Origin of the sequence: Commensalibacter nepenthis (assembly GCF_029953305.1) — a bacterium.
Classification (GTDB): Bacteria; Pseudomonadota; Alphaproteobacteria; order Acetobacterales; family Acetobacteraceae; genus Commensalibacter; species Commensalibacter nepenthis.
The window spans coordinates 1,811,567-1,837,372 of the sequence record NZ_JASBAN010000001.1; the positions used below are offsets into that span (position 1 = coordinate 1,811,567).

At 38.3% G+C, this 25,806-nt stretch carries 18 protein-coding genes; 6 read left to right on the forward strand and 12 right to left on the reverse strand.

Translation table 11 applies throughout. The features are described from left to right. Positions 1-11: 11 nt before the first annotated feature. The 3 genes from QJV33_RS08545 to QJV33_RS08555 form a co-directional block, all read right to left on the reverse strand. Positions 12-4,565: an AAA family ATPase gene (locus tag QJV33_RS08545; protein ID WP_281462930.1), complete on the reverse strand. Its 4,554-nt coding sequence runs from the start codon at positions 4,563-4,565 to the stop codon at positions 12-14. A 24-nt stretch (positions 4,566-4,589) separates the two neighbouring features. After that, on the reverse strand, positions 4,590-5,225 hold the full coding sequence (locus tag QJV33_RS08550; protein WP_281462931.1) for a thioredoxin domain-containing protein: 636 nt from the start codon (positions 5,223-5,225) through the stop codon (positions 4,590-4,592). A gap of 169 nt (positions 5,226-5,394) precedes the next feature. Beyond that, positions 5,395-5,739, reverse strand: coding sequence for a DMT family protein (locus tag QJV33_RS08555; protein WP_271789059.1), 345 nt, complete (start codon positions 5,737-5,739; stop codon positions 5,395-5,397). A gap of 226 nt (positions 5,740-5,965) precedes the next feature. On the opposite strand from QJV33_RS08555, the gene QJV33_RS08560 reads away from it, so the two are divergent. From QJV33_RS08560 to QJV33_RS08570, 3 genes are all read left to right on the forward strand, one after another. Further along, on the forward strand, positions 5,966-6,916 hold the full coding sequence (locus QJV33_RS08560; protein WP_281462932.1) for a carbohydrate kinase family protein: 951 nt from the start codon (positions 5,966-5,968) through the stop codon (positions 6,914-6,916). A 115-nt stretch (positions 6,917-7,031) separates the two neighbouring features. Continuing rightward, positions 7,032-7,157 carry a hypothetical protein gene (locus tag QJV33_RS08565; protein ID WP_281462933.1) on the forward strand — a complete coding sequence of 42 codons (126 nt, stop codon included), beginning with the start codon at positions 7,032-7,034 and terminating at the stop codon, positions 7,155-7,157. Further along, on the forward strand, positions 7,141-7,479 hold the full coding sequence (locus tag QJV33_RS08570) for a GNAT family N-acetyltransferase (RefSeq protein ID WP_281462934.1): 339 nt from the start codon (positions 7,141-7,143) through the stop codon (positions 7,477-7,479). The genes QJV33_RS08565 and QJV33_RS08570 overlap by 17 nt, the downstream gene beginning before the upstream one ends. 73 nt (positions 7,480-7,552) lie before the next feature. On the opposite strand, the gene QJV33_RS08575 is transcribed toward QJV33_RS08570, so the two are convergent. From QJV33_RS08575 to QJV33_RS08600, 6 genes are all read right to left on the reverse strand, one after another. After that, complete coding sequence (locus QJV33_RS08575) at positions 7,553-8,533, reverse strand: hemolysin family protein (protein ID WP_281462935.1); 981 nt, start codon at positions 8,531-8,533, stop codon at positions 7,553-7,555. A 2-nt stretch (positions 8,534-8,535) separates the two neighbouring features. Further along, complete coding sequence (gene ybeY / locus QJV33_RS08580) at positions 8,536-9,015, reverse strand: rRNA maturation RNase YbeY (protein WP_281462936.1); 480 nt, start codon at positions 9,013-9,015, stop codon at positions 8,536-8,538. 15 nt (positions 9,016-9,030) lie between these two features. After that, on the reverse strand, positions 9,031-10,101 hold the full coding sequence (locus tag QJV33_RS08585) for a PhoH family protein (protein WP_408869654.1): 1,071 nt from the start codon (positions 10,099-10,101) through the stop codon (positions 9,031-9,033). Further along, a complete protein-coding gene (gene miaB, locus QJV33_RS08590; protein WP_281462937.1) occupies positions 10,098-11,495 on the reverse strand; it encodes a tRNA (N6-isopentenyl adenosine(37)-C2)-methylthiotransferase MiaB in 1,398 nt (465 codons plus the stop codon). The genes QJV33_RS08585 and miaB overlap by 4 nt, the downstream gene beginning before the upstream one ends. Positions 11,496-11,605: 110 nt before the next feature. Beyond that, on the reverse strand, positions 11,606-13,342 hold the full coding sequence (pckA, locus tag QJV33_RS08595; RefSeq protein WP_281462938.1) for a phosphoenolpyruvate carboxykinase (ATP): 1,737 nt from the start codon (positions 13,340-13,342) through the stop codon (positions 11,606-11,608). Between the two features lie 158 nt (positions 13,343-13,500). Further along, the gene (locus tag QJV33_RS08600) at positions 13,501-14,445 is read right to left on the reverse strand and encodes a lysophospholipid acyltransferase family protein (protein ID WP_281462939.1); all 945 of its coding nucleotides are present in this window, start codon (positions 14,443-14,445) and stop codon (positions 13,501-13,503) included. 517 nt (positions 14,446-14,962) lie between these two features. Between QJV33_RS08600 and QJV33_RS08605 the strand changes: the two genes are divergently transcribed. Genes QJV33_RS08605 through QJV33_RS08615 form a run of 3 tightly spaced genes read left to right on the forward strand, consistent with a single transcriptional unit; the run spans position 14,963 to position 21,676 of the window. Continuing rightward, positions 14,963-16,918, forward strand: coding sequence for an autotransporter assembly complex protein TamA (locus QJV33_RS08605; protein WP_281462940.1), 1,956 nt, complete (start codon positions 14,963-14,965; stop codon positions 16,916-16,918). Then, on the forward strand, positions 16,918-17,409 hold the full coding sequence (locus QJV33_RS08610; RefSeq protein ID WP_281462941.1) for a hypothetical protein: 492 nt from the start codon (positions 16,918-16,920) through the stop codon (positions 17,407-17,409). Before QJV33_RS08605 ends, QJV33_RS08610 begins: the two co-directional genes overlap by 1 nt. A 13-nt stretch (positions 17,410-17,422) precedes the next feature. Beyond that, a complete protein-coding gene (locus tag QJV33_RS08615) occupies positions 17,423-21,676 on the forward strand; it encodes a translocation/assembly module TamB domain-containing protein (RefSeq protein ID WP_281462942.1) in 4,254 nt (1,417 codons plus the stop codon). Here the strand turns inward: QJV33_RS08615 and QJV33_RS08620 are convergent. The 3 genes from QJV33_RS08620 to QJV33_RS08630 all read right to left on the reverse strand — a co-directional run bounded on the left by QJV33_RS08620 (position 21,673) and on the right by QJV33_RS08630 (position 25,785). Further along, complete coding sequence (locus tag QJV33_RS08620; protein WP_281462943.1) at positions 21,673-23,286, reverse strand: tetratricopeptide repeat-containing glycosyltransferase family protein; 1,614 nt, start codon at positions 23,284-23,286, stop codon at positions 21,673-21,675. The two genes, QJV33_RS08615 and QJV33_RS08620, sit on opposite strands and share 4 nt — an antisense overlap. A 49-nt stretch (positions 23,287-23,335) precedes the next feature. Continuing rightward, the gene (gene dld, locus QJV33_RS08625; protein WP_281462944.1) at positions 23,336-25,063 is read right to left on the reverse strand and encodes a D-lactate dehydrogenase; all 1,728 of its coding nucleotides are present in this window, start codon (positions 25,061-25,063) and stop codon (positions 23,336-23,338) included. Between the two features lie 134 nt (positions 25,064-25,197). Beyond that, complete coding sequence (locus QJV33_RS08630; protein WP_281462945.1) at positions 25,198-25,785, reverse strand: CarD family transcriptional regulator; 588 nt, start codon at positions 25,783-25,785, stop codon at positions 25,198-25,200. Between the last annotated feature and the right edge of the window lie 21 nt (positions 25,786-25,806).

Here is a 25,806-nt window from a genome sequence, read left to right on the forward strand (position 1 = left end):
ATGTTATATAGTTAAATTAACCCTAATTGCTCGACATGTTTATCTTGTTGCATTTGCACGGCGTGTTCTAAATCAATAGATATAATTTGGCTAACCCCACGTTCTTGCATGGTGACACCATATAAACGATTCATGTGGCTCATTGTCAGTTGATGGTGGGTGACCACTAAAAACCGTGTGCCAGCCTGTTCGGTCATATCGGATATTAATGCACAAAAACGCTCTACGTTCGGATCGTCCAAAGGCGCATCAACCTCATCCAATATACAAATAGGAACAGGGTTACAACGACTGACCGCAAAGACAAGAGAAAGAGCAGTTAATGCTTGCTCTCCACCTGATAGCAAAGACAATGTAGCGAGTTTCTTTCCAGGAGGTTGAGCATAAATCTCTAATCCTGATTGCAAAGGATCTTCATGTGCCAATAATTTTAAATATGCACTACCGCCATTAAACATACGGGTGAATAAATCTTGGAAATGTTGGTTGACTTCATTAAAAATAGCGTTCAGTTTTTCTTTGCCTTGTTGATTGAGCTTTTGAATAGATTCTCGTAATTGCTGAATAGCAGCAGTTAGCTCGTTATATTCTTTTTCAATGGTATTTAATCGTGCTTGTTTTTCTTCGCGCTCAATCTCAGCCCGTAAATTCACGGCTCCCAAAGTATCTCGCTCAGCAGAATTTTCGGCAATGATAGTTTTAAGTTTTCTCTCAGCTGTATCACTAATATCGAGGTCAGATTGCTGTTTTGCAACTTCTTGAATAGAAGGTTCAATATTATTTTTTAATTGTTCTAATAATGCTTCTGCTTGTTCTTGTTTTGCTTGTGCTTTCAGTAAATTTTCTCTGGTTTTCTGAGTGTTTTGTTCAGCTTGTTGCAACTGTTTTTGTGCTTCTGTAAGATTTTTTTCTAACTGAATTAACTGTTGCTGTGCTGATTGATAAAGTTGACCCGCTTGAGTTTCTGTTTCTTTTAAAGAGTCATGTTGTGCTTCAAGATCAGGCAGTTTTTGATTGAGGATCGTATATTCAGATTTTAGCTGGGTAATTTTTCCTAGAGAGGTTTTGGCTTCCTCTTGCGCCTGAGATAAACGAGCTTGCCAGTCTTTAGATTGGTTTTCCAAAGCGTCTTTTTGTTTCAAGAGATTGTCTTTTTCATTGAGTAACAAATGATACGCTAATCGTTCTTTTTCTTCTTTTTCTTTACAGTTTTTATATGCTTCTTGAGCCGTGTAAAGGTTGTTCTTAACAGTGTCTAGTTCAGGAAGGGATTCGTAGTTTTGTGTAGAATGAATGAATTCTTGTTGTTTGATTTCCAAATATTTTTTTGCATCTTCACAACGGGGGTGCAGTGTTTCAATACGGCTATGGTGTTGAATATAGTTCTCTTTGATCGCTTGATATTTTTTTTGCGCTACGGAAAAATCTTGTTCAGCAATTTGATAATCTTTTTGTAAGTTGAGTATCTGTTGTTCAAGCTCTAGGACTTTCTTTTGTGCTGCTTCTTGTGTCGAAAGTGCTTGTTGGGGATTTTCCAGTTGTTTTTTCTGTTCTTGATCTTGATGCAAAGAGCGTTCTAAATGCTCTAACTCTGTGTGTAGTTGGGATTGTTTTTCTTGCAACGCCTCAAGACGGATATGATTTTGTTCATCTTCGCTGAGGCGTTTTTGTTGTTGATCTTTGAGTGTGGATAGTTGATTTTCAATCGTTTGTAATTGCTGTTGTGCTTGTCGAGCAGCTTCTTGACAGCGTTGTAATTTGTCTTGGCTTTGTTGAACGAGGGTATCATCAGGGTTAGGAAACTCAGCCTCTTTTTGAGCTTGTTCTAAATTTGTTTGTTTGTCTTTAAAATCTTGCTGTGCTTGTGAATAAGCAGGTTGTAACGCTTCAAACTGAGTTTGAGCGGCTTGAGCACGATTTTGAAGGGATAAGAATTCTTGTTGCAGTCTTTGAAATTCTTGTTTTGTCGTTTTGTAAAATGCTTGTTTTTCTGCAAGCTGTGTTTTGAGAATGTGGTACTGATCTTGCAGCTTTTGAAGTTGTGTTTTTAATGCAGGATATTGAGTGTTTAATGCTGCAAGTGTTTCTTCGGTTTGCTTCAGATTTTCTTTTTGTAATAGGCGTTGCGCAGCCTTACTTTGTAATCCTGCTTTTTGATGATAACCATCCCAACGCCATATATCTCCTTTTTTGGTCATCAGGCTTTGCCCAAAAGTCAGGTTATGAGAATAATCTTGACCTTCTTGGACTGTTTTAACCACACCAATATGATCAAAAGCACGTTGTAGAGCAGGGGAAGGAGGAATGATTTCTGAAAGTTTTCGTATAGATTCAGGAAAAACAGAATGACTAGGTGGTAGTACAATCCAACCTGTTTGTGTCTCTGAGCTTACAGGGCTTTCCAAGGTTTCATCAAATAGCGCAGCCACAGCAATAATGAGATCAGATGGGATCGTGATGCTGTCCAATACAGCAGGTAACGTGTGTGATGGTTTTTCACTTTGATCGTGCGACAAAGCAAGTGCTAAACCATCTCGCTTGGCTTGCAATTTCTGCTGTTCTGCTTCGTGTTGATACAGTTTTTTTTGTGCTTGCTCCGTTGCTTCTTGAGCCTGTTGATAGTGTATCGTTAAATTTTGTATGGTTTCTTGTAACGCTGTAACCCGACTTTCTTGCTCGGTTAATACTGTATTTTTATCTTGTAACACTTGATTGGCAATAAGGGTTGCTTTGACCTTGTCGATTTGCTCGGTCAAGAGTGTTAAGTTCTTTTGTGTTTGTTGGAATGCTTGTTGCGCAGTTACCAGATTTTTTTGACGATTATCATAAGTTTGTTTTGCTTGCTGAGTGGCAGACTCTGTTTCAAAATGCGTTTTGATGGCCTCTTGATGATGTTGAATCGTAACTTGCGTATGTTCTTTGGCACTCACATATGTTTTTTGTAGCTCTGATAATTCAACAACAAATTGTTGTTTTTGCTGTTCTGTCAAAGATTGATTTTGTAGCGTTTGAATTTGTGTGGCTACATTATTTTTCTGGCTTAGAATTTGTTGTTGTTTTTCTGTTTGCTGCTGAATTCTTTGAGCAAGCTGTGTATAGGCTTGCTCTACTTGTTGCGCATGATGTTGTGCATGACTTGCTTGTAATTTTGCTTCGTTTAGCAGTGTTTCGCTTTGTTGTTTTTGCGCTTGTATTATTTGTAAATGTTGTTGAGCATTGATTTGACTATTCTCAAGTTTATGAATTTCTTCTTCTTTGGGAAGGGCTTCAAGGCAGATTTGATATTCAGCACTCATTTTTTGATATTCTATTTCAGCATTATGTTGAGCCTGTTTTGCTTGTTCATAGTGCTGGGTTATAGCTTGATGTTGTTTTTGTTGTTCATCAAGGATATTTTCTTCTTTTTGGATTTCTAATGTTAAAATTGTTAATTGTTTTTCATAAGAAGCAATAGTGTCTTGTAAAATTTGTTCTTTTTCAGGATGGTTCTGTAAATTTTGTTCTGTAGTTTGTAAATTGATATGAACTTGATTTAAATCAGCTTCTGTTTTCTCTACACGAGCATTGGTCGTGCTTTGTTGTTCTGTTGCTTCTTGAATACGCTCTTGAAGTTGTTCTATTTGTTCAGCAATTTTGTTCTTTTGTTCTTGCAAGGATCGTGTGGCATGGCGTTCATGATCCCATTGTGTAAGAGCTTGAATCTCTTTTTGTCTCAGTTGAGGCAGCTTTTCTTCCAAAGATGCAAATAGAGCTTGTTGTTTGATATATTGATCTTCAGCGTCTTTTTGAGCATTTTCAGCTTGTAAATGTTTTTGTTCGAATACATACAGACTACGAATTGCCCGTTGAAAATATAAGGATTGTAACGTAGTTTCCGCAGTTCTCAGTTCTGTTGAAAGGCGTCTATAGATCGTTGCTTGTGAAGATTGCTCGTTCAGAGAGTCAATAAGAATGATTAATTGTTGTTGCAAATCATCCAAGCGGGCAAGGTTTTCCTCGGTTGCTTTGAGTTTTAACTCAGCCTCTCTGCGCCGACTATATAGACCAGCGATTCCTGCGGCCTCTTCTAAAACTTGTCGTCTTTCTTCAGGTGATGCTGAAATCAGTTGAGCAATCCGGTTTTGGCTGATGATAGCCGAAGATCGTGGTCCAGACCCCAAATCTGCAAAAAACGTTTGCACATCTCTGGCGCGTTGAACTTTGTTATTAATGCGATATTGGCTACCAGAACCACGTTCCAGCTGCCGTGAGATTTGTAATTGATCTTGTTGTTGGAAAGGGGCTGGCGCGATATGTTCTGTGCCTTCGATGGTTAAAGAAACTTCGGCGATATTGCGTGCTGCTCTGCGTGCTGTTCCTGCAAAAATAACATCGTCCATTTCCCCGCCTCGTAAGGATCGGGCAGAGCTTTCCCCCATGACCCAGCGGATCGCTTCGACGATGTTGGATTTGCCACAACCATTGGGACCAATAATCCCTGTTAACCCTGGCAAGATTTCTAATGTAATAGGATCAGAAAAGCTTTTAAATCCAGCGATTTTAAGATGTGTAAAGCGGATGGTCATACAGGGAATTGGGACTATTTATAATTAAGGGGTTGGTTGGCGACTTAAAGCACTTGTAACCTGTTTCCCAAAATCTTCAATAGTTAATTCACCAACAACGGGCTGATTGTTAAAAATAAAAGTGGGGGTGCTATCAATTTTATATTGATCTTCTGCTTGTTTAACTTCTGCTAAAATTGCATTACGTAACGCAGAATCGTTTGTGACTTGCTCAAATTGAGAAGCATTCATACCAGCAAGTGTTGCATATTTTTGTAATTCTTTGGCTGGGTCTGCACCTTCTTTGAATGCCCATTGGTCTAAATTATCCAACAAAGCAAAAACAAATGGTTTATATTGTTCAACAGGTAAACTGCGTGCAACAATAGCTGCCATTAATGCAATTTTATCCAAAGGAAAATCTTTAAAAATATAATAGACTTTGCCTGTGTTAATATATTGTTTTTCGATTTCAGGAAAAATAGTTTGTGCAAAGCGACCACAATGAGCACATGTCAAAGAGAACCATTCTTGAATATGGACTTTGGCATTGGGGTTCCCTAATGCGCGTGGTGCTGTAAAACTAGGTGAAATCGTTGCTGCTTTGGCGCGTAGGTTGGATGCAAATAAGGTTGCTGCGGGAAGCGCAGTGCTTAGAAATAGGCGACGAGTAATAGCCATAATAGTGTTCCTAAAATAGTAAAAAAAGACAATTATATTTGTTTCAATTTTAACATAAAAATTGATGGTTAATCTCTTATTTTATCATAAATATTGTCGATGATTATAAATAATTTGTTTGCAGTATGCAAAGAGAGACCTAAATAGGGGCATTGGTCAATAATATCAATCATCCACCCCGAAAGATAAAGAATACAGCACCAACAATACAAAGCCCTGCCCATACATAATCCAGCTTAAAGGATTGATTCATGAAAAAGATACTAAATGGGATAAAAACCAATAGCGTAATGGCTTCTTGCATGATCTTTAATTCACCCAAAGAGAGTTTGGTATATCCAATACGGTTGGCAGGAACTTGGATCATATATTCGCCCAAAGCAATGCACCAGCTAATGAGTGCAGCAATATACCAAGGTTTGCTTTCCAATGTTTTTAAATGTCCATACCATGCATAGGTCATAAATAGATTAGATAAGACCAACATCGACGCAGTCGTTAACCAAACAGGCATTTGATTCTCTTTTCAAGTATAAATTTTGTTGAATTTAAATAAATTTTAGTGGTTTGTTAAATAAATTGAATATGCTAACATTTGGTAATAATTTTTGATATATAAATGAAATTATTCAAATGGCTAAAACAATTTTTTATTTTATATGCTTGATAAGCATGATCCAATAGTAAAATACTGGAGATAATACTATTTTATAATCATATTCTGTTGTAGGAGATTTTTAATGATTATTTTGTGTGGGGATGTTTTAATTGATTTTATCCCAGATAAAACTGCGGATGGAGCAGATTGCTATTGTCCAGCCCCCGGTGGGTCATGTGCCAATATTGCCGTGGCGATTGGTCGTTTGGGCGGAAAAGTTGGGTTTATGGGTGGGATATCCAATGATTTTCTAGGTGAAAAACTAATGGAATTTCTTGAAACCTCTAATGTCGAAACACGCTATGTTGCACGGGGACCCCAACAAACGACGCTTGCGTTTGTAGAGTTGGGAGAAGAAGAACCTCAATACGCTTTTTATGATGAAAATACAGTATCTCGTCTTTGGGTGCGTTCACAATCCCCTGGATTTACAGAAGATGTTAATTTAATCCATATTGGTTCAACTTCCTTGATCGGCCCCCCCATTTCAGAGGCATGTGAACAAATGTTCAGAATTGAAAAGGGGAAACGGATTCTCTCTGTTGATCCAAACTGTCGTCCTGGTAATACATTACATCCAGACGTATATCGTGCTCGAATGGCACGCTTGCTTGCTATGGCAGATGTGATTAAACTTTCCAAGTCTGATCTTGCATTCTTAATGCCGGATACCTCTTTTGATGAGGCTGCTGAAATGTGGATTTCACAAGGGACTTCGATCGTGATCGTGACACGAGGTAGCCAAGGCACATTATGTTATTTGCCAGGTCAAAAAACAATTACCGTAGAGCCCGATTATATTGATGATGTTGTCGATTCTATTGGTGCTGGGGATACGTTCATGGCTGCAACCTTGGCGTATTTGCAGAAAGAAGAGTTGTTAACATTGGATAATATTAAAACAATTACGCCCGATCAAATTACCAAAGCATTAAAATATGCATCTGTTGCCGCAGCAATGATATGTCAACGTCGTGGGGCTAATCCTCCTTGGGAAAAAGAGGTTGCGGCACGCATTGCGTCTAAAAAGTAACTTCTAAAATTGGCAAAGATAAAGTTTTTTCTTTGCCCTTCAAATTTACACATATTTTCAAATAAATCGGTTTTTAATCATTGATGGTTGTAGGAAAACTATCAAAGGCAAGAAAATGAGTAATACATTGAAAAGGCTTGGTGCTGATGATTTTGAGGATTGCCAAAAAATAAGAATAGAAGGATTCGAACAGCAAGAGCGTGAATTTCGCCTTTCCCCTCAACATGAAAAAACTATCTAAAAGTGTTGTAATAGAACGTTTAAAATCTGATTTTATTATTGGATCATATGAGAATAATAATTTAATTGGTATTGGCGGGTTGACACGATTTGCAGGTTCAAAATTACAGCATAGAGCGTTGTTATGGGGAATGTATGTTCGTTCAGAATATCGAGGAAAAAATGTTGCAAACACCATTATGTCATTGTTAATTGGGCATGCAACTGATAGTAAAATTGAAAGAGTAATATTAACTGTTGTCAGTAGTAATTTACGTGCCATTAGTTTTTATAAAAAATGGAAATTTATTTCTTATGGGTTCGACCCATATGCAGTGAAGTGAAGTAATGGTGATTATTTGAATGAAATTTTGATGGTTAGATCCATATCTAGCATTTGAAAAAAAATTATATTGATTAAGAATCTCTTTTGTTAATGTCACTTTCATCTGCTTGCTTAGAAGCTGGAAAAACCCAATTATCAGGAATATGCATTCTTAAACGTCGAATATGTCTTGGGTCAGAGTCTAATACTCTAAACACCAAACCGCTAGAATGTGTTAATACTTCACCTTTGGTGGGAACATGCTCTGCCAAACGAAAAACAAGACCACCAATCGTATCAATGTCAGAGTTACTTTCTTCTTCGGTTAAAAAAGAGCCTATATGTTTTTCAAGATCTTCCAATACCATTCTGGCATCAAGGTCTAGGGTATTGCGATCACGTTCAACGATCATTTCCACATCAGGATCATCATGTTCATCCGCAATGTCGCCGACGATTGTTTCAACAAGATCCTCAATGGTGACCAAACCATCAATACCGCCATATTCGTCGATGACCAACCCGAGATGCGTTCGATGTTGACGCATTTGTAACAATAAATCCAAAATAGGGATTTGTGGTGCTATAAAAAGGGGTTGTCTTAAAAGGTTAGTGATATTAAATTCTTCTTGAGTTCCAGTATAGGCGATCAAGTCTTTGACGTGTAACATGCCAATAATATTGTCGAGTTCAGTATGATATACTGGGACGCGAGAATGATTTTCATGGCGCATGACCTCAAGTACCTTTTCCAAGGTAATTGTATCCTCAATGGCAAATATATCGGCTCTTGGCACCATAACGTCATCTGCTGTTTTGCCACGCAGGCGTAAAATATTAGAGATTAATAAGCGTTCTTGAGTACTAAGTTCTTCGGTATTAGCATGTTGGGGGGATTGATCGTTAGCGTTTTCTTCGTCAACCAAATTGACAATGGATTGACGTAAGCTGGGATGTTTACTTTTATATATCCAACGTGAAACAACTGATTTAAAACGTTTGGGTTTTTGCTGAGAGGAATTTTGTCCGTTATCAAATGGTGAGTTATTTGCAGAACCAGAGCCACGAGGCATTATTATATACTCCGTGAGGGATAGAGTTTCCAAGGATTGGGAATATTAAGTTTCTGTAATAAAACTGCTTCTCTCATTTCCATTTCTTTGGCTTCGTTGACATAAATATGGTCGTAACCTTGTAAATGCAATAAGCCATGAATCATTAAATGCGCCAAATGATGCATAAAAGGTCTTTTATTGTGCTGTGCTTCTTTTTGAATCGTTTGCAGTGCAAAAATAATATCACCGCCTATCATACCCCCACCAGGTAATTCAAAGGTTAATACGTTGGTAGGTTTGTTTTTCCCTCTGAATTGATCATTCAGTTTTTTAATTGAAAGATCATTGGAAAAACATAAATTGGTATCTTCGGTAATAGGAAGAATTTGATGGATACGATAGATCAATGGCAATAATTTAGGCATAAAACGCCGCCATTGTTGCTCTTGTATAATTAAATTTTCATTAAGGCTATGGCGGATTTGATAAATTGGCTGCATGGATTTATAAATGTTTTATGTTTTCTGAAAATCTGGATGTTGTTGTGCGTAACGCTTGTCATATGCTTTCACAATTCGACCAACCAAAGGATGCCTGACAACATCTTGGGCTTGGAAACGCATGATTTCAATGCCTTGAATTCCTTCCAACGTTTCAACAGCATCTTTTAATCCTGATTTGATATTAGAAGGCAAATCAATTTGGCTGAGATCCCCTGTAATCACCATTCTGGATCCTGGTCCTAAACGTGTTAAAAACATCTTCATTTGTGCAGTGGTGGTGTTTTGCGCTTCATCCAGAATAACATAAGCATGTTCAAGCGTACGCCCTCTCATAAACGCAAGAGGGGCGACTTCGATTTCACCATTGGTTAACCGTTTAATGACTTGATCGCCAGGCATCATGGCATGGAGTGCATCATATAAAGGACGTAAATAAGGGTCGATTTTTTCCTTCATATCCCCAGGTAAAAAGCCCAATCGTTCGCCCGCCTCTACAGCAGGACGAGATAAAATAATACGATCTACCTGACCAGACAACAACATTGAAACAGCTTGTGCAACGGCAAGGAAGGTCTTGCCCGTGCCAGCAGGACCAATTCCAAAAACCATTTCATGTTTGAGTAGTAGTTTAAGATACTCCGCCTGCCCAGCCGTGCGTGCAGAAATTGTTCCTCGGCGTGTCGTAATACTGGGGGCATTGCTGGGTATCACATCAGCTTGTTCAGGAGAGGAAGCCTGAGAATATGTGCTGGTTTCCAGCAACCCATCTTGGGTCATACGAATAATCGTATCAACGACAGTCGAATTAATGTCTTTTTGATGATAAATATGGTTATAAAGATTGCTAAGAACGGCTTTACCAAGCTCGACTTGTTGTATATTCCCTTCAATAACAACATAATTTCCTCGGCAACCTAAGCTTACTTGAAGCTCTTTTTCAATTTGCATCAAGTAACGATCATGTTCGCCGATCAAATGTGCTAGGACAAGATTGTCACTAAACTGCAATGTTGTTTTCAACGAGGACGCGTCTAGTGGTTCTTCTGAAACGATAAAAGGGCGGTTATCGGTTTGTTTGCTCAATGGGATGTGCTTTCTTTGACAAGATATCCTGATAGAGAAAAAGTAAGGCATTCATCTATTTCTACCATACATTCTTGACCAATCAAACTATCATTTCCTTGAGCATGAACGGCTTGTAAATAAGGGGACTTGCCAGCGATTTGCCCTTCTTTACGACCTTTATGGGTAAAAAGAATGGGAATCTTGCGTCCAACAGTATCTTTGTTGAATTGTGTTTGCTGATCTTTTAATACAGCTTGTAATTCTTGCAAACGTGCATCTTTTTCGGGTTCTGCGATTTGATTCATTGAAACCGCAGCAGAAGTGCCAGGACGAGGTGAGTATTTAAAAGAATAGGCTTGTGCAAAGGTAATATCGTTGACCAATTTCATCGTTGCTTTGAAATCATCGATGCTTTCACCTGGGTGCCCGATGATAAAGTCTGAGGATAACGCAATATCAGGTCTGGCTTTTTTTAATTTTTCTATAATTGCGTAATATTCACTGACCGTATGCCCTCGATTCATCGATTTTAAAATTCGGTCTGACCCTGATTGGACAGGTAAATGCAAAAATGGCATTAAAGCGGGTAAATCACGATGTGCTGCAATGAGGGAATCGTTCATATCATTTGGATGAGAGGTCGTGTAACGAATACGAAGCAACCCTGGAATGGTCGATAATTTTTCAGCCAGTTTGACCAAATCCCAAATATTTCCATCAGGACCTTGACCGTGATACGCGTTGACATTTTGACCAAGTAATGAAATCTCTCTGACACCAAGGCTGCATAAATGGGTTGCTTCATCGATAATGGCTTGTACAGGACGGCTTTCTTCTGCACCCCTTGTATAAGGAACCACACAAAAAGAGCAAAATTTATCACAGCCTTCTTGGATGGTTAGAAAGGCTGTATATCCTTGCGATTTATCGGGCGCGGGTAAGAAATCAAATTTACTTTCGGTTGGAAAGTCTGTTTCAATCACATTACCCGATTTGCGAGCGACATCTAATATCATCTTAGGTAGCCGATGATAGGTTTGGGGTCCAAAAACAATATCAACATAAGGAGCACGTTTGAGAATAATTTCACCCTCAGCTTGTGCAACGCAGCCCGCCACAGCGATTAATGTTGGATTACCTTGCTCTTCACGATATTCTTTGATTTGTCTTAATCTTCCCAGCTCAGAAAAGACTTTTTCAGTTGCTTTGTCACGAATATGGCATGTGTTTAAAATTAATACATCAGCTTTTTCAGCCTCGTCAGTTACTTTATAACCAAGGGGACGTAATAAATCGACCATACGATTACTGTCATACACATTCATTTGGCATCCCCATGTAATCACATGCAAATAACGTTTTGGTATCGTTTGTGTAGACTGAGCAATTTGAGAAAAACTGGTATCAACCATTCGGTAAGCAACCTATTATAAATAAAAAAGACAGCAAGGTTCTTATTTTTAACAAGAAAAATTGAACCAAGCTATCTTTTTATAAAAATAAAGGCGTTGAGACAAGTATTTTATAAACGTTTAACCGTTAGGTTCGAAGAAAAAATATCCCCATCAAAACGAATCGCACCTTGTAAATTTTGAGAAAGCGTTTCAAAGTGTTTTTGGAACATTTTCGCCAGTTCTTCTGCTTGTCTATGATAGGCTTGTGGATCCGCCCAACAGAGTGCTGGATTTAACAACTCACTTGGGATTCCATTTACTTTTGTGGGTATTTGCAATCCAAAATGTTTTTCTGTTTCAAAAGGCACGTCTTTTAACGAATGATTCAACGCCATATGCAATAATTGACGGGTATGAGGTAAAGAAAAACGTTTGCCAATCCCGTATGGACCACCGCTCCAACCGGTATTGATTAACCAGCATTGAATGTCAGGATTTTCTTCTAATCGCTTCATTAACAGCGCCCCATACACATCTGCAGGTCTTGGCAAGAACGGGGCACCAAAACAAGGGCTAAATGTAGCTTTTGGCTCTTTGCCTAATCCGCTTTCTGTGCCAGCAATACGTGCTGTATACCCCATTAAGAAATGAAAGATCGCTTGTGCATTGGTCAGTTTTGAAATAGGAGGTAAGACACCAAACGCGTCTGCGGTCAACATCACGATATTTAAAGGAAGACCACCTTTGCCAGATGTGGAGGCATTGGGAATGAAATCAACAGGATAACAAGAACGCGTATTTTCTGTTAAAGAGTTGTTATCAAAATCAGGAGAAGCATCCGTATTTAAAATAACATTTTCTAAGACTGAGCCAAATCGTAAAGATGCACTCCAGATTTCAGGTTCGGTTTTTTTATTAAGATTAATTACTTTGGCATAACATCCGCCTTCAATATTGAAGATACCTGTTTTTGACCAACCATGTTCGTCATCACCAATTAAAATACGTTCAGGATCAGAGGATAAAGTAGTTTTACCTGTTCCAGAAAGACCAAAGAAAATAGCAACGTCACCGTCCTGACCAATATTAGCAGAACAATGCATTGGCAAAATATTTTCAGCAGGAAGCTGCCAATTCATCGCAGAGAAAATAGATTTTTTAATCTCTCCAGCATATTGTGTGCCGCAAATAACAATTAATTTTTCTTTGAAAGAAGTGGTAACAGCCGTTGATCCATGTGTGCCACATCTGTCCGCATTTAAAAACAGATGAGGGGCATGTAAAATTGTATAAGGTTGTCTGTTATTTTGTTTAACAGATTCTTTTTCTTCCTCGCTTAAATCTTCGGGTCTGACAAACATATTCTTGGCAAAAAGAGCATGCCAAGCACTGGTTGTAATTAATCGGATTGGTGTGCAACAATTCATATCACGCCCTGCATACAGGTCTTGAATATATAATGGTTGTCCCTGAAGATAACCGCCAACTTCTGACAATAATTGCGTAAAATGAGCAGGGGAGAGTTTATGATTAATATCCCCCCATTGAATTTGATCGCGAACTTCGTCTTCATCGACAACGAATTTATCGCCAGCGGCGCGCCCTGTGAACTGTCCTGTTTTAACAACAAAGGCACCGTCTTTGGACAAGGTTCCTTCTTGGTTGCTAATGGCATGTTCGATTAATGTGGCGCGGGAAAGATTGATATATAAAGTTGGTGCTTTTATTATTCCCGTTCCTTGTAGAAAGCCGGCAATAGCATTGTCAACTTGTTCGTGATACCCATGTGTATAGGAAAGGCTTAGCGTTGCTCCTGTAACATAAGGTTTTATCACATCATGAGGTAAAGAGGATGCGTTTGTCATAATTTTCAGAACCTTGAATGATATTAAATAGGTTCATCTTATTAAATAGAGTAAAATATTCAAAAGGCTATTCACAAAAGCGCTAGGTCTTATCAACAGTTATTGAAATATTTTGCAATATTACGGTTAATATTAAAAAAAATAATAGTTCAAATAAGTTATATTATTTTTTTAATATCCTCCTCAGATTTCCCTTGTCTTAAATAAGCTGTACCTGTCGCAATAATATCCCATGTTTTTTGTGATAATTGCTTTCTGTTTTTAAACTCTTCGGGATAAAGTGGTTCATGATAAATGATAGAGGCTCTCATATCAGACCATTTACAAAAATCCCATAAATGAGGTGTCAGCTCCATATCGCCATACCAAGAATAGATAGGGCGGCGTAGGCGATTGACTGGCAACATACCCAGACGATCATATACAACTGAAATTGGTTGGATGATTGGGATAGGATAGGCAACAGTTTTGCTGATGGGTTTTGCCAACACAAAGAAAGAAGATAGAAATGGCGCAAGATGAGACCCCTCGGTTGAGGTGCCTTCTGGAAATAAAATTAGATTTCCACCTTCTTCTAATCTTTTTTCCATGGTTTGTTGTTCTTTGATTGTCGATTGACGCTGTCTACTGACAAATAAAACGCGCCCTAAACGACATAATGTACTAATCACTGGCCAAGAGCCAATTTCTTCTTTGGCGACAAAAGCTCCTGGTAATAATCCTCCAATGGATGCAATATCCAGCCAAGAAGTATGATTGACGATATAAATAATAGGTCGTTTTTGTGAGCCAGATTGATGTTTTTGTTCTGCAAGTTTTCCAAATATACGCAGGTCAAGCCCTAATATTCTAGAAACGTTACGCCAATAAAAACGTGCAAAATTAATTTTCGCAGAGCCAGGTAGTTTGATAAACAGGCTTTGAAAAGGCATACAAAGAATAGTCCATATCAAGACAATGCTAATCTTTTTTGCGGCTCTGATTCTTTGATAAATAGTCGAAAATTTAGATAAAAAATGAGGGTATGTAATAGGTGATTGATGAATATCAAGTTGTATAAAATGCTTTTTTTGGTTAGGAGAACGCAAAGGGGAATGTTTCATCTGTGACGAGGTTGGTTTGCACAATATTTTTTGTAAATTTCGTTTGAAAAAGGATAAGTATTTCAAGGTATGACAGCTGCTTATTACAAAGGTTTTGAAAATTGGGTAAAATGTTCTACTAACAATTGTCGGCATTCTATAAGAAGTTAAAAAGAACTACAAGGATATGTCTTATAATACGTTTTAAAAATGTTGTACTTATATCACAACATCTTTATAGTGCCAATATTTATAAATTATACATGGTTTTTCATAATGATGTGCTGTGAAATGTTTTATATATAAGGTTAAATAGGTCGTCACACTATATGCTCAGATTAATTTTGTCTTTCTTAACAATCGATGCCGAATAAAAATACTGTAATTATATCAATAGGATAGAGGGAATAAAGATTTGTTGTTCACTGAACTGCAATTAAGTTACTTTTATTGTATAAAAAAGATAAGACCCTCAAAAATAGCTTTCTGCTTGTGTTGGGGGGTGGTTGCAGGGACTTTTTCCTCGACATATGTCGCAATGGCAGCCGACCCTCAGACTTATAGAGTAGAAATAAGACCAACAGGCAATAAGGATATTGATGCCACTTTATCCGATGTGTCAAGCCTTGTGTCTTTGAAAAAAACCAAACCTGTCGGAGCATTTGCCTTGGCTGGGCGGGTAAAGGGCGACTATGATCGTCTGCAAAGTGCAATGGATAGCTTTGGATATTACAATGCTAAAATACACATTAAACTTGGTGCAGGAAAAGCCTTGGCAAACGTTGACGAGGATAAGAAAAAAGACAAAACAGAATCGGATATACATCAAGTTACTCAATTAACCAACGCAATGGATGGCAGTAACCCCGACCTACCTAGCTTTATTGCAAATATTCCTGAAAAAACAGAGGCGGTTATCGTTGTTGAGATTGATAAAGGGGATCAATACCATCTTGGTAAAATAGAGTTGGTGGAAAATAAACCAATAATACCACAACCTGTCAAAAGTTCGACACCATCAAACCCCAAGCCTCAAGTAACCACTCAACCCATAACATTAACCCCAGATCAGCAAAAAGCCTTTGGGTTAAAGTCTGGACAATCTGCCATATCCGCCGATGTTGTTGCAGCGAAGGGGCGTTTATTGACAGCGTTGCGAGAAGATGGGCATGCATTGGCAAAGATCAATGATCCTGTGGCTTATTTGCGCCCAGATACGAAAACACTCGATATTGTGTATCAAGTCAATCCTGGACCGATAGTTGACTTGGGGGATATTGACTTTAAAGGATTGAAAAAAGTTAACGAAGCTTTTGTGCGTAAGCGTTTATTATTGCATGATGGTCAGTTATATCAGCCTTCGAAAATAGAATCCGCGCGACAAGATTTGGCTTCTTTGGGTGTTTTTTCCAGTATTGATGCCACCGCAGCAACAAAGCTCGATGCGAATGGCAAATTACCCTTGGTGCTAACTTTCAAAGAATCAAAACGAAGGTCTGTTAGCTTTGAAGCAGGATACTCAACAGATTTAGGCGGACGTTTAGGGGTGCGTTGGGCGCATCGTAATTTGTTTGGCAATGCTGAAAAACTGAATATTGCGGCTTTGGCGACGGGACTAGGTGGCACAGCACAAAAAGGATTGGGATATGATATTTATGCTGATTTTACCAAGCCTGATTTTGGACGCAGAGATCAAGATCTGAATGCACGTATCGAAGCGGTTAAACAAAAATTATATTCGTACAATCAAACCGCGTTTTTAATCAAAGGGGGGCTGAATCGGAAAATCAATAAACGGTGGAGGGCTTCTGTTTATTTAGGCGCGATACAAGAGCGCATTATTCAGCAACATATACGCAATGACTATACGATGATTAACGTGCCATTAAATGTTCGATATGACAGCACAGATTTGGACAGCCCAATGATGTCGCCAACTCATGGAATGAAGGGATCGGTTTCCGTAACACCGACAACTTCTTTTGGTGATGGTACGATTTTCTTTGCAATATTAGAAGGTAGTGCTTCAACATATTTAGACCTTGCAAAAATAGGTTTAACAGATCCAGGGGATAGTGTGTTTGCATTCAGAGGAACGGTCGGAAGTATTCAAGGAGCCTCAAGAATGAACTTGCCACCAGATCAACGTATGTATGCTGGGGGGACTGCAACCGTCAGAGGGTTTCGTTTTCAAGGGGTAGGCCCTCAATTCCCAGGAACGAAATATGCGGTTGGGGGAAAAGCGATGGATGCTGGAACGGTGGAGTTTCGTCAAAAAATTACACAATCTATTGGCGCACAAGCGTTTGTGGATGCTGGGCAAGTCAGTAAAACCAGTATGCCTTTCCAAGGAGATTTAAGAGTGGGTGTGGGGGCAGGCGGTAAGTATTATACACCTTTGGGACCTATTCGTTTAGATGTTGCATTACCGATGAATCGTCCACCTAGAGGCGATAAATTTGAGGTGTATATTAGTTTAGGTGAGACATTCTGATGATGCTGGAACAACAAGAAAATATTGTAACTTCCCAAAAGTGGCGCCATAAACATCTCATTTTGCGGTATTTTATGCTGGGGGTATTCAGTATTCTAGCCCTGTTTTTTTTGTTTGTTGTTGGTGTGTGGGTGTTTGTAAATACATCAACAGGTAAAAACTATATCGCTACTGAAATTCAAAAACATACCAACGATCGTATTCAGATTCTGGGAATAACGGGGTTTGTTCCTACGCATATGAATATTGCTGAAATGCAATTTAAAAATGTCGAAATTGGGACATGGCTTGATGTCAAACAAAAGCAATTGAATTGGTCGCCTTGGGCATTATTACAAGAAAAAATCAGTGCCAGCGTCGAACGTAAAAATGGAAAAGAATATATGGAAAAGAATATAATGCACCTTTGGTGCCTTTGCATTTTTCAATTCGGTTACCAGAATATCCAACCCCTGCCAGTCATGACAAATTGCGAATTTATCTTGGTTTAGGAGACAAACTTTGATGCACCCTATCGACCAACAAACAAATGAACATGTAAAACCATCCAAGAAAAAATGGCGTCAACGGCATCGTATCCTATGGGGTTTGGGATGGTTTGTCGGTGGTGTTTTGGGATTGATGATCCTTGTCATTACAGGTGCTATGGTTTTTGTGAATACCCAAAAAGGACAAAATTATTTAGCGAGCAAGATTGGGGAATTAACAAATCATACAGTGATTGTCAGTGGATTATCAGGGTCTTTTCCTAATCATTTACGTGTTGCAACCATCGAGTTACAAGACCCACAAAAAGGGGTTTGGTTATCCTTAAAACAAACCGAACTAGATTGGTCTTTATTGGCATTACTAAGTAAAGAAATTCATGTCGATCGCCTATATGCCAAAGAGATTAATGTATATGATTTGCCTTCGCCAACAGAGCCAGAGGCACCTTCTGAAAATAGTGCTAGCTCTTTACCCAATATGGCGATTGCAGCGAATATTAAGGATATTCAAGTTGATAAATTATTCGTTTCAAACAAAGTCGCACCGATTGACCTTTCTGTAGGGCTAAAAGGCAACGTTGCGATTAAAAATGTTTTGAAAGTCGTTGAGATAGAATCTGTGAGTGATTTATCAAATATTCATTTGTCTCTACATCTTTGGGAATTAAATCAGGCTACAGATCTGAAATTATTGGCAGATATTGGTAATCAAAAATTCAATAATGCGTCTTTAAAAATTAATGTCAAAAAACAATCTGACGGATTGGTTGAACGTCTATTAAAGAGGGATCAAGTCACGCCATTGGCATTACATCTTGTATTAAAAGGTTCATATAATCAATTACAAACAAACCTAGATTTATCTGCTGCTCAAGCCAAATTAAATCTGAATGGTGATGTTGATCTTATTCATTCTAAAATGAATATTGCTTTAGCTGGGCATTCCCCTGAAATGACGATAAGCCCTACAATTGGATGGGGTGGGTGGAATTTGGATGCGAAATTATACGGTGCGTTTCAATCTCCATCTGGTAAAGGGAAATTTGAGCTGACCAACTTGGCGGCTGGGGACGCCATGGTAAATAAGTTGTTGTTACAGTTCAAAGGGGAAGATTTAGCCTCTTTGGATGATCAAAGGACGCGGTTTGACCCTTGGATTCGATTAAACCTTGTTGCTGATGGGTTGCGAATTCCTGGCAGCCAACCTCAATTATTAGCAGATAGTCCATTATCTTTGGATATAATTTATCATCCTAAGGAAAAGGACCAACCTATTGATCTACAATTAGATCATCAATTGATGAAAGCAGTGGGGCGTATTTTTATAAAACCTTCTTTGCATGGAAGTTTGGATTTATTTGCTCCACAACTCAGTTCTTTGGCAAAAGCTGGTAATGTTGATCTAAAAGGTTCTGCAATTCTCAATATGGCTTTTGCACTACCAGAAGATCCTAAAAACCCTATATATATCGATGTTGATGGACCCTTAATGATTACGGGGGGTATGCCCATTGCGGTGCAAATGGTTGGATCAGAAGGGCATCTTGGGTTACATGCACAAATTATTCAAGGGCAAGATCAAAAAATTGATTTACAATCTTTGACCTTTAAAGGAAAACAGATTGGTTTAAATGTGCAAGGTTCATTGATTGGTGAGCAAGTCAAAGGCTTGTTAAATTTGGACATCAAAGAGTTGGCAGCAGCAGCGCCAATGTTAAAAGGTAAAGCAAATGCTCAGGTCACTTTGGATGGTTCTTTAAATGACTTAGCCGCACAATTACAATTAACAACCAATTTTACCACCGCTGCCAAAAGTGGATATGTGGTAAGACCCAGCCAGTTGAAGCTGACAGCGAAAGCCCAACATTTGCCCTCAAAACCAATTGCTGAGGTCGGGCTGACTGGGACTTTGGATCAAACGCCTGTGAATATACAATTACAAGCAGGTCAATCCGAACAACAAAAAGCTTATTATTTAAAACTACAACAAATGGAGTGGCGAGGCATCAAAGCTGTGGCAGATATTGTGATGTCGAAAAATAACATGTTGCCTGTTGGAACAATTAAATTTGATGTTGTGCGTTTATCTGATTTTAGCCGGTTAATTAATCAAAAGATTGATGGGAATATTCATTTAGATATTCATAGTTCACCTGAAAATAAATCAAGATTAATGGTCGATCTGAATAGCCAAATTGCAATGCCTCAGGCAAAAATTGGCAAATTATCTTTATCAGGCTCTGTGGAAAATCTAATTCAAAAACCTGTTGTTAATTTGAAATTACAAGCCAACCAGTTACAAGTCCCTCAAGTAGTTCAGGGGAACGCAAATATGACTGCGAATGGTGGAATGGATAATTTAAAATTAACCTTAAATGGTAATTTCCCTAGCTTAATGGATGCCAAAGGTAATATTAATACGGCGCTTACGCTAAATTTATTAAAGAAAAAATTAGATATTCAAAAATTTACGGCATTGGTAAAAGGCGAGAATATTCGTTTATTATCACCTGTACAAGCTGATTTCGGCGAAAAAATAGCCGTGAATCGCCTTAGAATGTCAATAGCTCCATCTGGTGCAACCCCAGCAACCATTGATATCGCAGGCGAGGTTAAGCCAAAATTGGCGTTAACAGCGTCGATTCAAAATATTACTCCAGTGTTGGCCAAACCATTCGCTCCAGATTTAAAAGCCAAAGGCGTTATTAACGCTCAAGCAAAATTACAAGGATCAATCGAAAAACCACAAGGGTCGATTCAAGTTAGTGCTCGTAATATGCAATTGATGACAGGTGCAGCGGCTTCGTTGCCCCCTGCACAATTAAATGCTCAGGCAAATTTAAATGGTAATATAGCAAGGTTGGATACAAAATTACAAGTTGGACAAAAAGTAAATGCCAGTGTGACTGGAACCGTGCCATTACAACCTAAAGGGAATTTGGTATTGCTATTAAATAGCAACGTTGATCTATCAGTAGCCAACGCAATTGTTGGTGCATCAGGTCAACAAGTTCTTGGGTTAGTGAATATGGCAATGCAGGTCAATGGGAATATTAATTCGCCTGTCATTACGGGGCATATTGATTTAACGAATGGCAACTTTCGTGATTATGCTCAAGGGGTAAGTATTCGTAACATTCAAGCTTCTATCATTGGGCAAAGAGATTCCATTATTTTACAGTCTTTTTCAGCCAAAGCGGGAAACGGAACAATGGATGCCAATGGTCAAGTAGGTGTGTTTAAACCGGGTATGCCTATTAATTTGCATTTTGGTATGAAAAATGCCAGACCATTGGTCAGTGATTTACTGACAGCGGTCTTGGATGGCGATATTAACATCAAAGGAATGGCTAAAACCCGTGTTGATGTTGATGGAGTTGTTAAGATTAAACATGCGGATATTAATATTCCCCATTCTATGGCACGTTCTGTTGTTCCGTTAAAAGTGATACGCCCAGGCGATAAGGTCGAAGTCGTGCAGCATGACTCTTCAGGACCTGATATTGGTTTGAATTTAACTGTCAAATCTGCTGGACAAATTTTAGTGCGTGGGTTTGGGCTGTTTACGGATATGGCGGGTTCTTTACATGTTGGCGGGACAGCCAATGCACCACAAATCTCAGGCGGTTTTGAAATGCAGAATGGTCATATTGATTTGGCTGGTATTTCCCTAGAATTTACCAAGGGGATTATTGGGTTTAAAGGTAGCAACGTCGATCATAAAATGGATCCTTCTTTGGATTTTGAAGTCAAAAAATCTGTTGAAGGCAATACAGTCAGCTTAGCCATTACTGGATATGCCAGCTCTCCTAAAATAGCGTTAACTTCATCTCCACCTTTATCTCAAGATCGCGTCTTAGCAATGCTGCTGTTTGGTGTTGATTCACAAAGTCTTTCTACAACTCAAATGGCTGAAATTGGGGTAGCGTTGGCAACATTAGGTGGTGAAGGAAGTGGATTTGACCCATTGGGAACAGTTCGTAAAACCTTGGGGCTTGATCGTTTATCCGTTGGAGGCGGTAGCAGCGATGGTAAAGGCTCCTCCACAGGAACCAGTGTTTCAGCAGGTAAATATATGATGAAAGGTGTTTATCTTGGTGCTAAACAATCCACGGGAACGGCTGGAACACAAGCCGAAGTGCAGGTTGATATTACCAAGCGTTTAAAAGCCACAGCAACAGTCGGAACAGGTCAAGACAGAAGTGGCTTTGTCACACCAGATAATGATCCAGGAAGCAGTATCGGATTATTATATAAATTCGATTACTAGGTTGTTCTTGGTTCATGCTTATCAGCCATTTCTTGTAAAATAGAAATGGCTCTTTGAACAACGTCACTCCATATTCTGGGGCGTGTTTGTCGGATGATTCTGGTTTTTGGATACCAAGGGCTATATTCTGCCCCGGAAATCCAACGCCAACAATTATCATAACGATCCAATAAAATAGCTTTGCATCCAAGTCCGCCTGCTAAATGAATGACAGATGTATCAACCGAAATAACGAGGTCTATATTTTTAATGATCGCAGCAGTATCATCCATATCTTTGACCTCGTTCATCGGGTTAAAGATTGAAATATTTTTTGGTAAATCATTTATTTCGTGAGCATGATGTCCCATTTGTAAACTAATAAAAGTGGCATTTTTGACCGATCGGAATAAAGGGATGAGCTTTTGTAAATCAATAGAACGTTTATTATCTGTCATAACCGCATAAGCATCGCTGGGATGAGGGGACCCTCCCCAAACAATCCCCACTTTTAAATTCTGGGTTTGGGGGAGTTGTTTTTTCCAAAAATTTATTTTCTTGCGAGCTGCTGTTAAATAAGGTTTAAATTTAACTTTATTTGGATCTGCACTGAATACTCTGGGCAAGCTGATAAAAGGGCAATGCCAATCAAAAGGGGGTGCTTCCTCACCACCAATTTTGACTATTGGGTTTCCTTTGATCCGCTCACATAGCCCTTTCATTGTTTCCGCCACCCATAATTCAACGATAGCACCCCGTTGGATAAGCTCTGGCACAAAGCGTAAATACATTAGGGTATCTCCAAGCCCTTCTTCTTGGGTAATCAGGATCTTTTTCCCTTTGATATCCGTTGTTTTTGTTAATGTGGGAAGCAATGTTTCACGCGGTAAATTTGTGTGATTGGGTGTATCTAGGCGATATTCATGTTCTGCCCAGCCTTGATAATAATATTGTGCTTTCAACAAACATAATGAGTAATTAACCCGTATTGCTGGCCATAGGGGATTGAGCATAATGACTTTACAATAATATAATAAAGCCTGCTCTGCATCATTGATAGCATTATAATAAGAGGCAATATTCGCAAGAACAGTGATGTTATTTGGATTGCGTTGTTCTAGATCTTTATATAGTTTGAAAGCTTGTGGGTATTTTCCTGCTTCGAAAAAAATAGTGGCTAATATGTTTAGTAACCAATCTTCTTTTTTTGAAAATTTTAAGCATTTTTTGATATATAAAATTGCCTTTGATGATTGTTTTGTATGTTGCAGAACATTAGCATAAGCAATATATAAGAGTTCATCTTCGGGTTGATATTTAAAGGCTTCTTTGAATACTTTAAATATCACATCGTATAAATTATAGCTGCCCAAATAAGGTTCTAATTCGCTGCAAACATGTTGATAGGATTTTTCTTTCAGCTGTTGTGCTGAAAAAAGATGATATGCAGCTTCTTTCGGTTTTTTACACCCTGCATATGCAATTCCAATTAAAGTCATGATTGGTAGGCTGAATTTATCATTCTTATAGGGAAGCAGTAAAATAAGGGCTTCTTCAAATTTCCCTTGATGTAAAAGAATATTTGCTTGATTGATTATATCATCATTAGAAGAGTTAGAAATTTTTTCCATCACTAGATCAATAAAATAATAAGATAATAATTTATTTATCAAAATTATTTTAGTTTTCCCAGTTTTTTAATTTGCTAGTTTTACCGATACCTGGGTTAAAAATATTACATGGATCAAGTTCTTGATAGAATTTTTTGAGAGATTCCTTCGCCTGGTATAAATGTCCAACATTATGTTCAGCGGGATATTCTGCTCCTCTTTGATCTAAAATCTCTAACATTTCTTCTTCAAGTGCAAAAATATCGTGTCCTTTATAGATCACATAATCTTGATGAAATACATGACAGAAGAAATGACCATAATAGAGTTTATGCATACATTTTTTTTCAATTCCAAGGGGTAGGATTTCTGTCCATTCTTTATCATTGCGACGTAAGGCAATATCAAGGGCGAGGATATTTTCAACTGTTTTATGATGAATGGCACGATAGCGAACAGCTGCACCTGCCACCGCAAAACGGTGTAGAAAAGCTTTTTTCCCTTCGTCAGCAATACATTCAAAAAAACTGCCTTCTTTGTGTGTTTGAAACAAGTTGCCTAAGTATTTTTTTACTGTTTCAATATCATCTTTTCCTACTTTTAATAAAAGATGATGTTCGTATCTTTTTGCATAGTCGTTCATGCGGGCAGGTAGATGTTGAGGAAATAAAGTGCTTGCGAATTGCATTAGTTTATCGCTGAAATGCAAAGGTAGAAAACTGAATTTTTTCGTCAAATAATCAAAGCGACTTTTAATCTTAAAGAATAGTGGGATATAATCTGTTCCAAAGTAATTAATGAACAAGAAAGTGTCTTTTCCATAAATAGCAGCAATATCATAGGCTTTTTTATGGATATACTCCCCTGAAACAGGAATAATATGTTGAGAAAGAAGGTCGTATCGTATTTGTGTTAAATCATCGGGATTGTTTGTGCCAATATAGAATACTTGCGTTTCTTTTTCTTGCGGAAAAGTATCTAACCTTACTGCAAATACAGCAAGTTTACCTGCACAGCCTGAGGCTTCATGTAAGTGAGAGGGATCAGCATTGTAACGCGCAGGTGTAGGGGAATCAACTTGGCAAACCTGCTCTTTATAGTGATGATCTGAACAATGTTTCTCTGTCTTTTTTACGTTATGGCTATCAAATTGATTATTGTCTAAATTGGTTAAGATTTCTTCGGGTGTATTTCCCAACTCAATCTCTAAATGATTGATCAGTTCTAAATGCCCATCATGCGTATATTGGGCGTAAAGTGCCATTTCTGTATAGGCTGGACCTCGTTGTACTAGGGCACCCCCTGAATTATTACAAATTCCCCCAAGCACAGAAGCTCCAATACAAGATGAACCAATGACAGAGTGTGGCTCACGATGATAAGGTTTCAGCTTCTTTTCCAGATCGTTTAATGTTGAACCAGGCAAACAAATGACTTGTTCGGCATTATTCAGAAGAAAAATTTTCTTCATTTTCATTGTGCTGATAATAACAATATCACGGTCATAATTATTGCCATCAGGCGTTGATCCACCTGTTAGGCCCGTATTGGCAGCTTGCATAATAATAATCACATTGGCTTTGACACATGCTTTTAAAATTTGCCATTGTTCAAGTAACGTATTTGGCTGTACAACGGCAATGGCTTTGCCTGATCCATACCGAAAACCATTACAAAATAAACCCATTTTATCAGGATTAATCGTAATATTACGATGACCAACAATTGTAGTTAATGTAGAGAGAATCTGTTGTTGAGTATTTGAAACTATATGTTGTGATTTTTTTTTGAAAAACATGGCGAAATGTGCCTTTTAGTCCATGAACTTAATTTATTATAATCATTAGTTAAATTATAAATTTATAGAAATATCAATAGATAAAAAAAAGAGGGTTTGACAACCCTCTTGTGATGAAATAGCGGTTTGTTTCGTTAAGCGGACTTCATGGCTTCAGTAAGCTCACTTAAAACAGTGTTTGAATCTTTGGATTCTAGCACTGCGACTTCGCTAACAAAACGCTCTTGTGCAGCTTCGAAAAGTTTTCTTTCGCTGAAGCTGCCATCAAGACTGTCAACATTACGGCGAAGGTCACGAAGTACTTCTGCGATTTGCATCAAATCACCAGAGTTAATTTTTTCTTGGTAAATAACAGCACGTCTGGCCCACATGCCTTTATTATTTTGTGGCTTTCCTTTGATTGTTGACATCGCTTTGCTAACGATCTCTCTGGAAGCAATTTTACGTAATCCAGCTTTTTTTGCTTTTGATAATGGAATACGCAGGGTCATTTGATTATCAGGAAATGAAATTTGTATCATTTCCAGTTTAGTACCAGCAATTTCTTCAACACCGATACGATCAACACGTCCAACACCGTGTGCCGCATATACAATGGCATCACCTTCTTGGAAAGGGAAAGTATCTTTATTGTCTACTTCTTGAGCAGCTGTTTTCGCAATAGCAGCGCGTGCCATTTCATCAGTGACACCGCCTTTTGGAGGGGAACGGAATATATTCATACGATGAAGCTATCATAAATT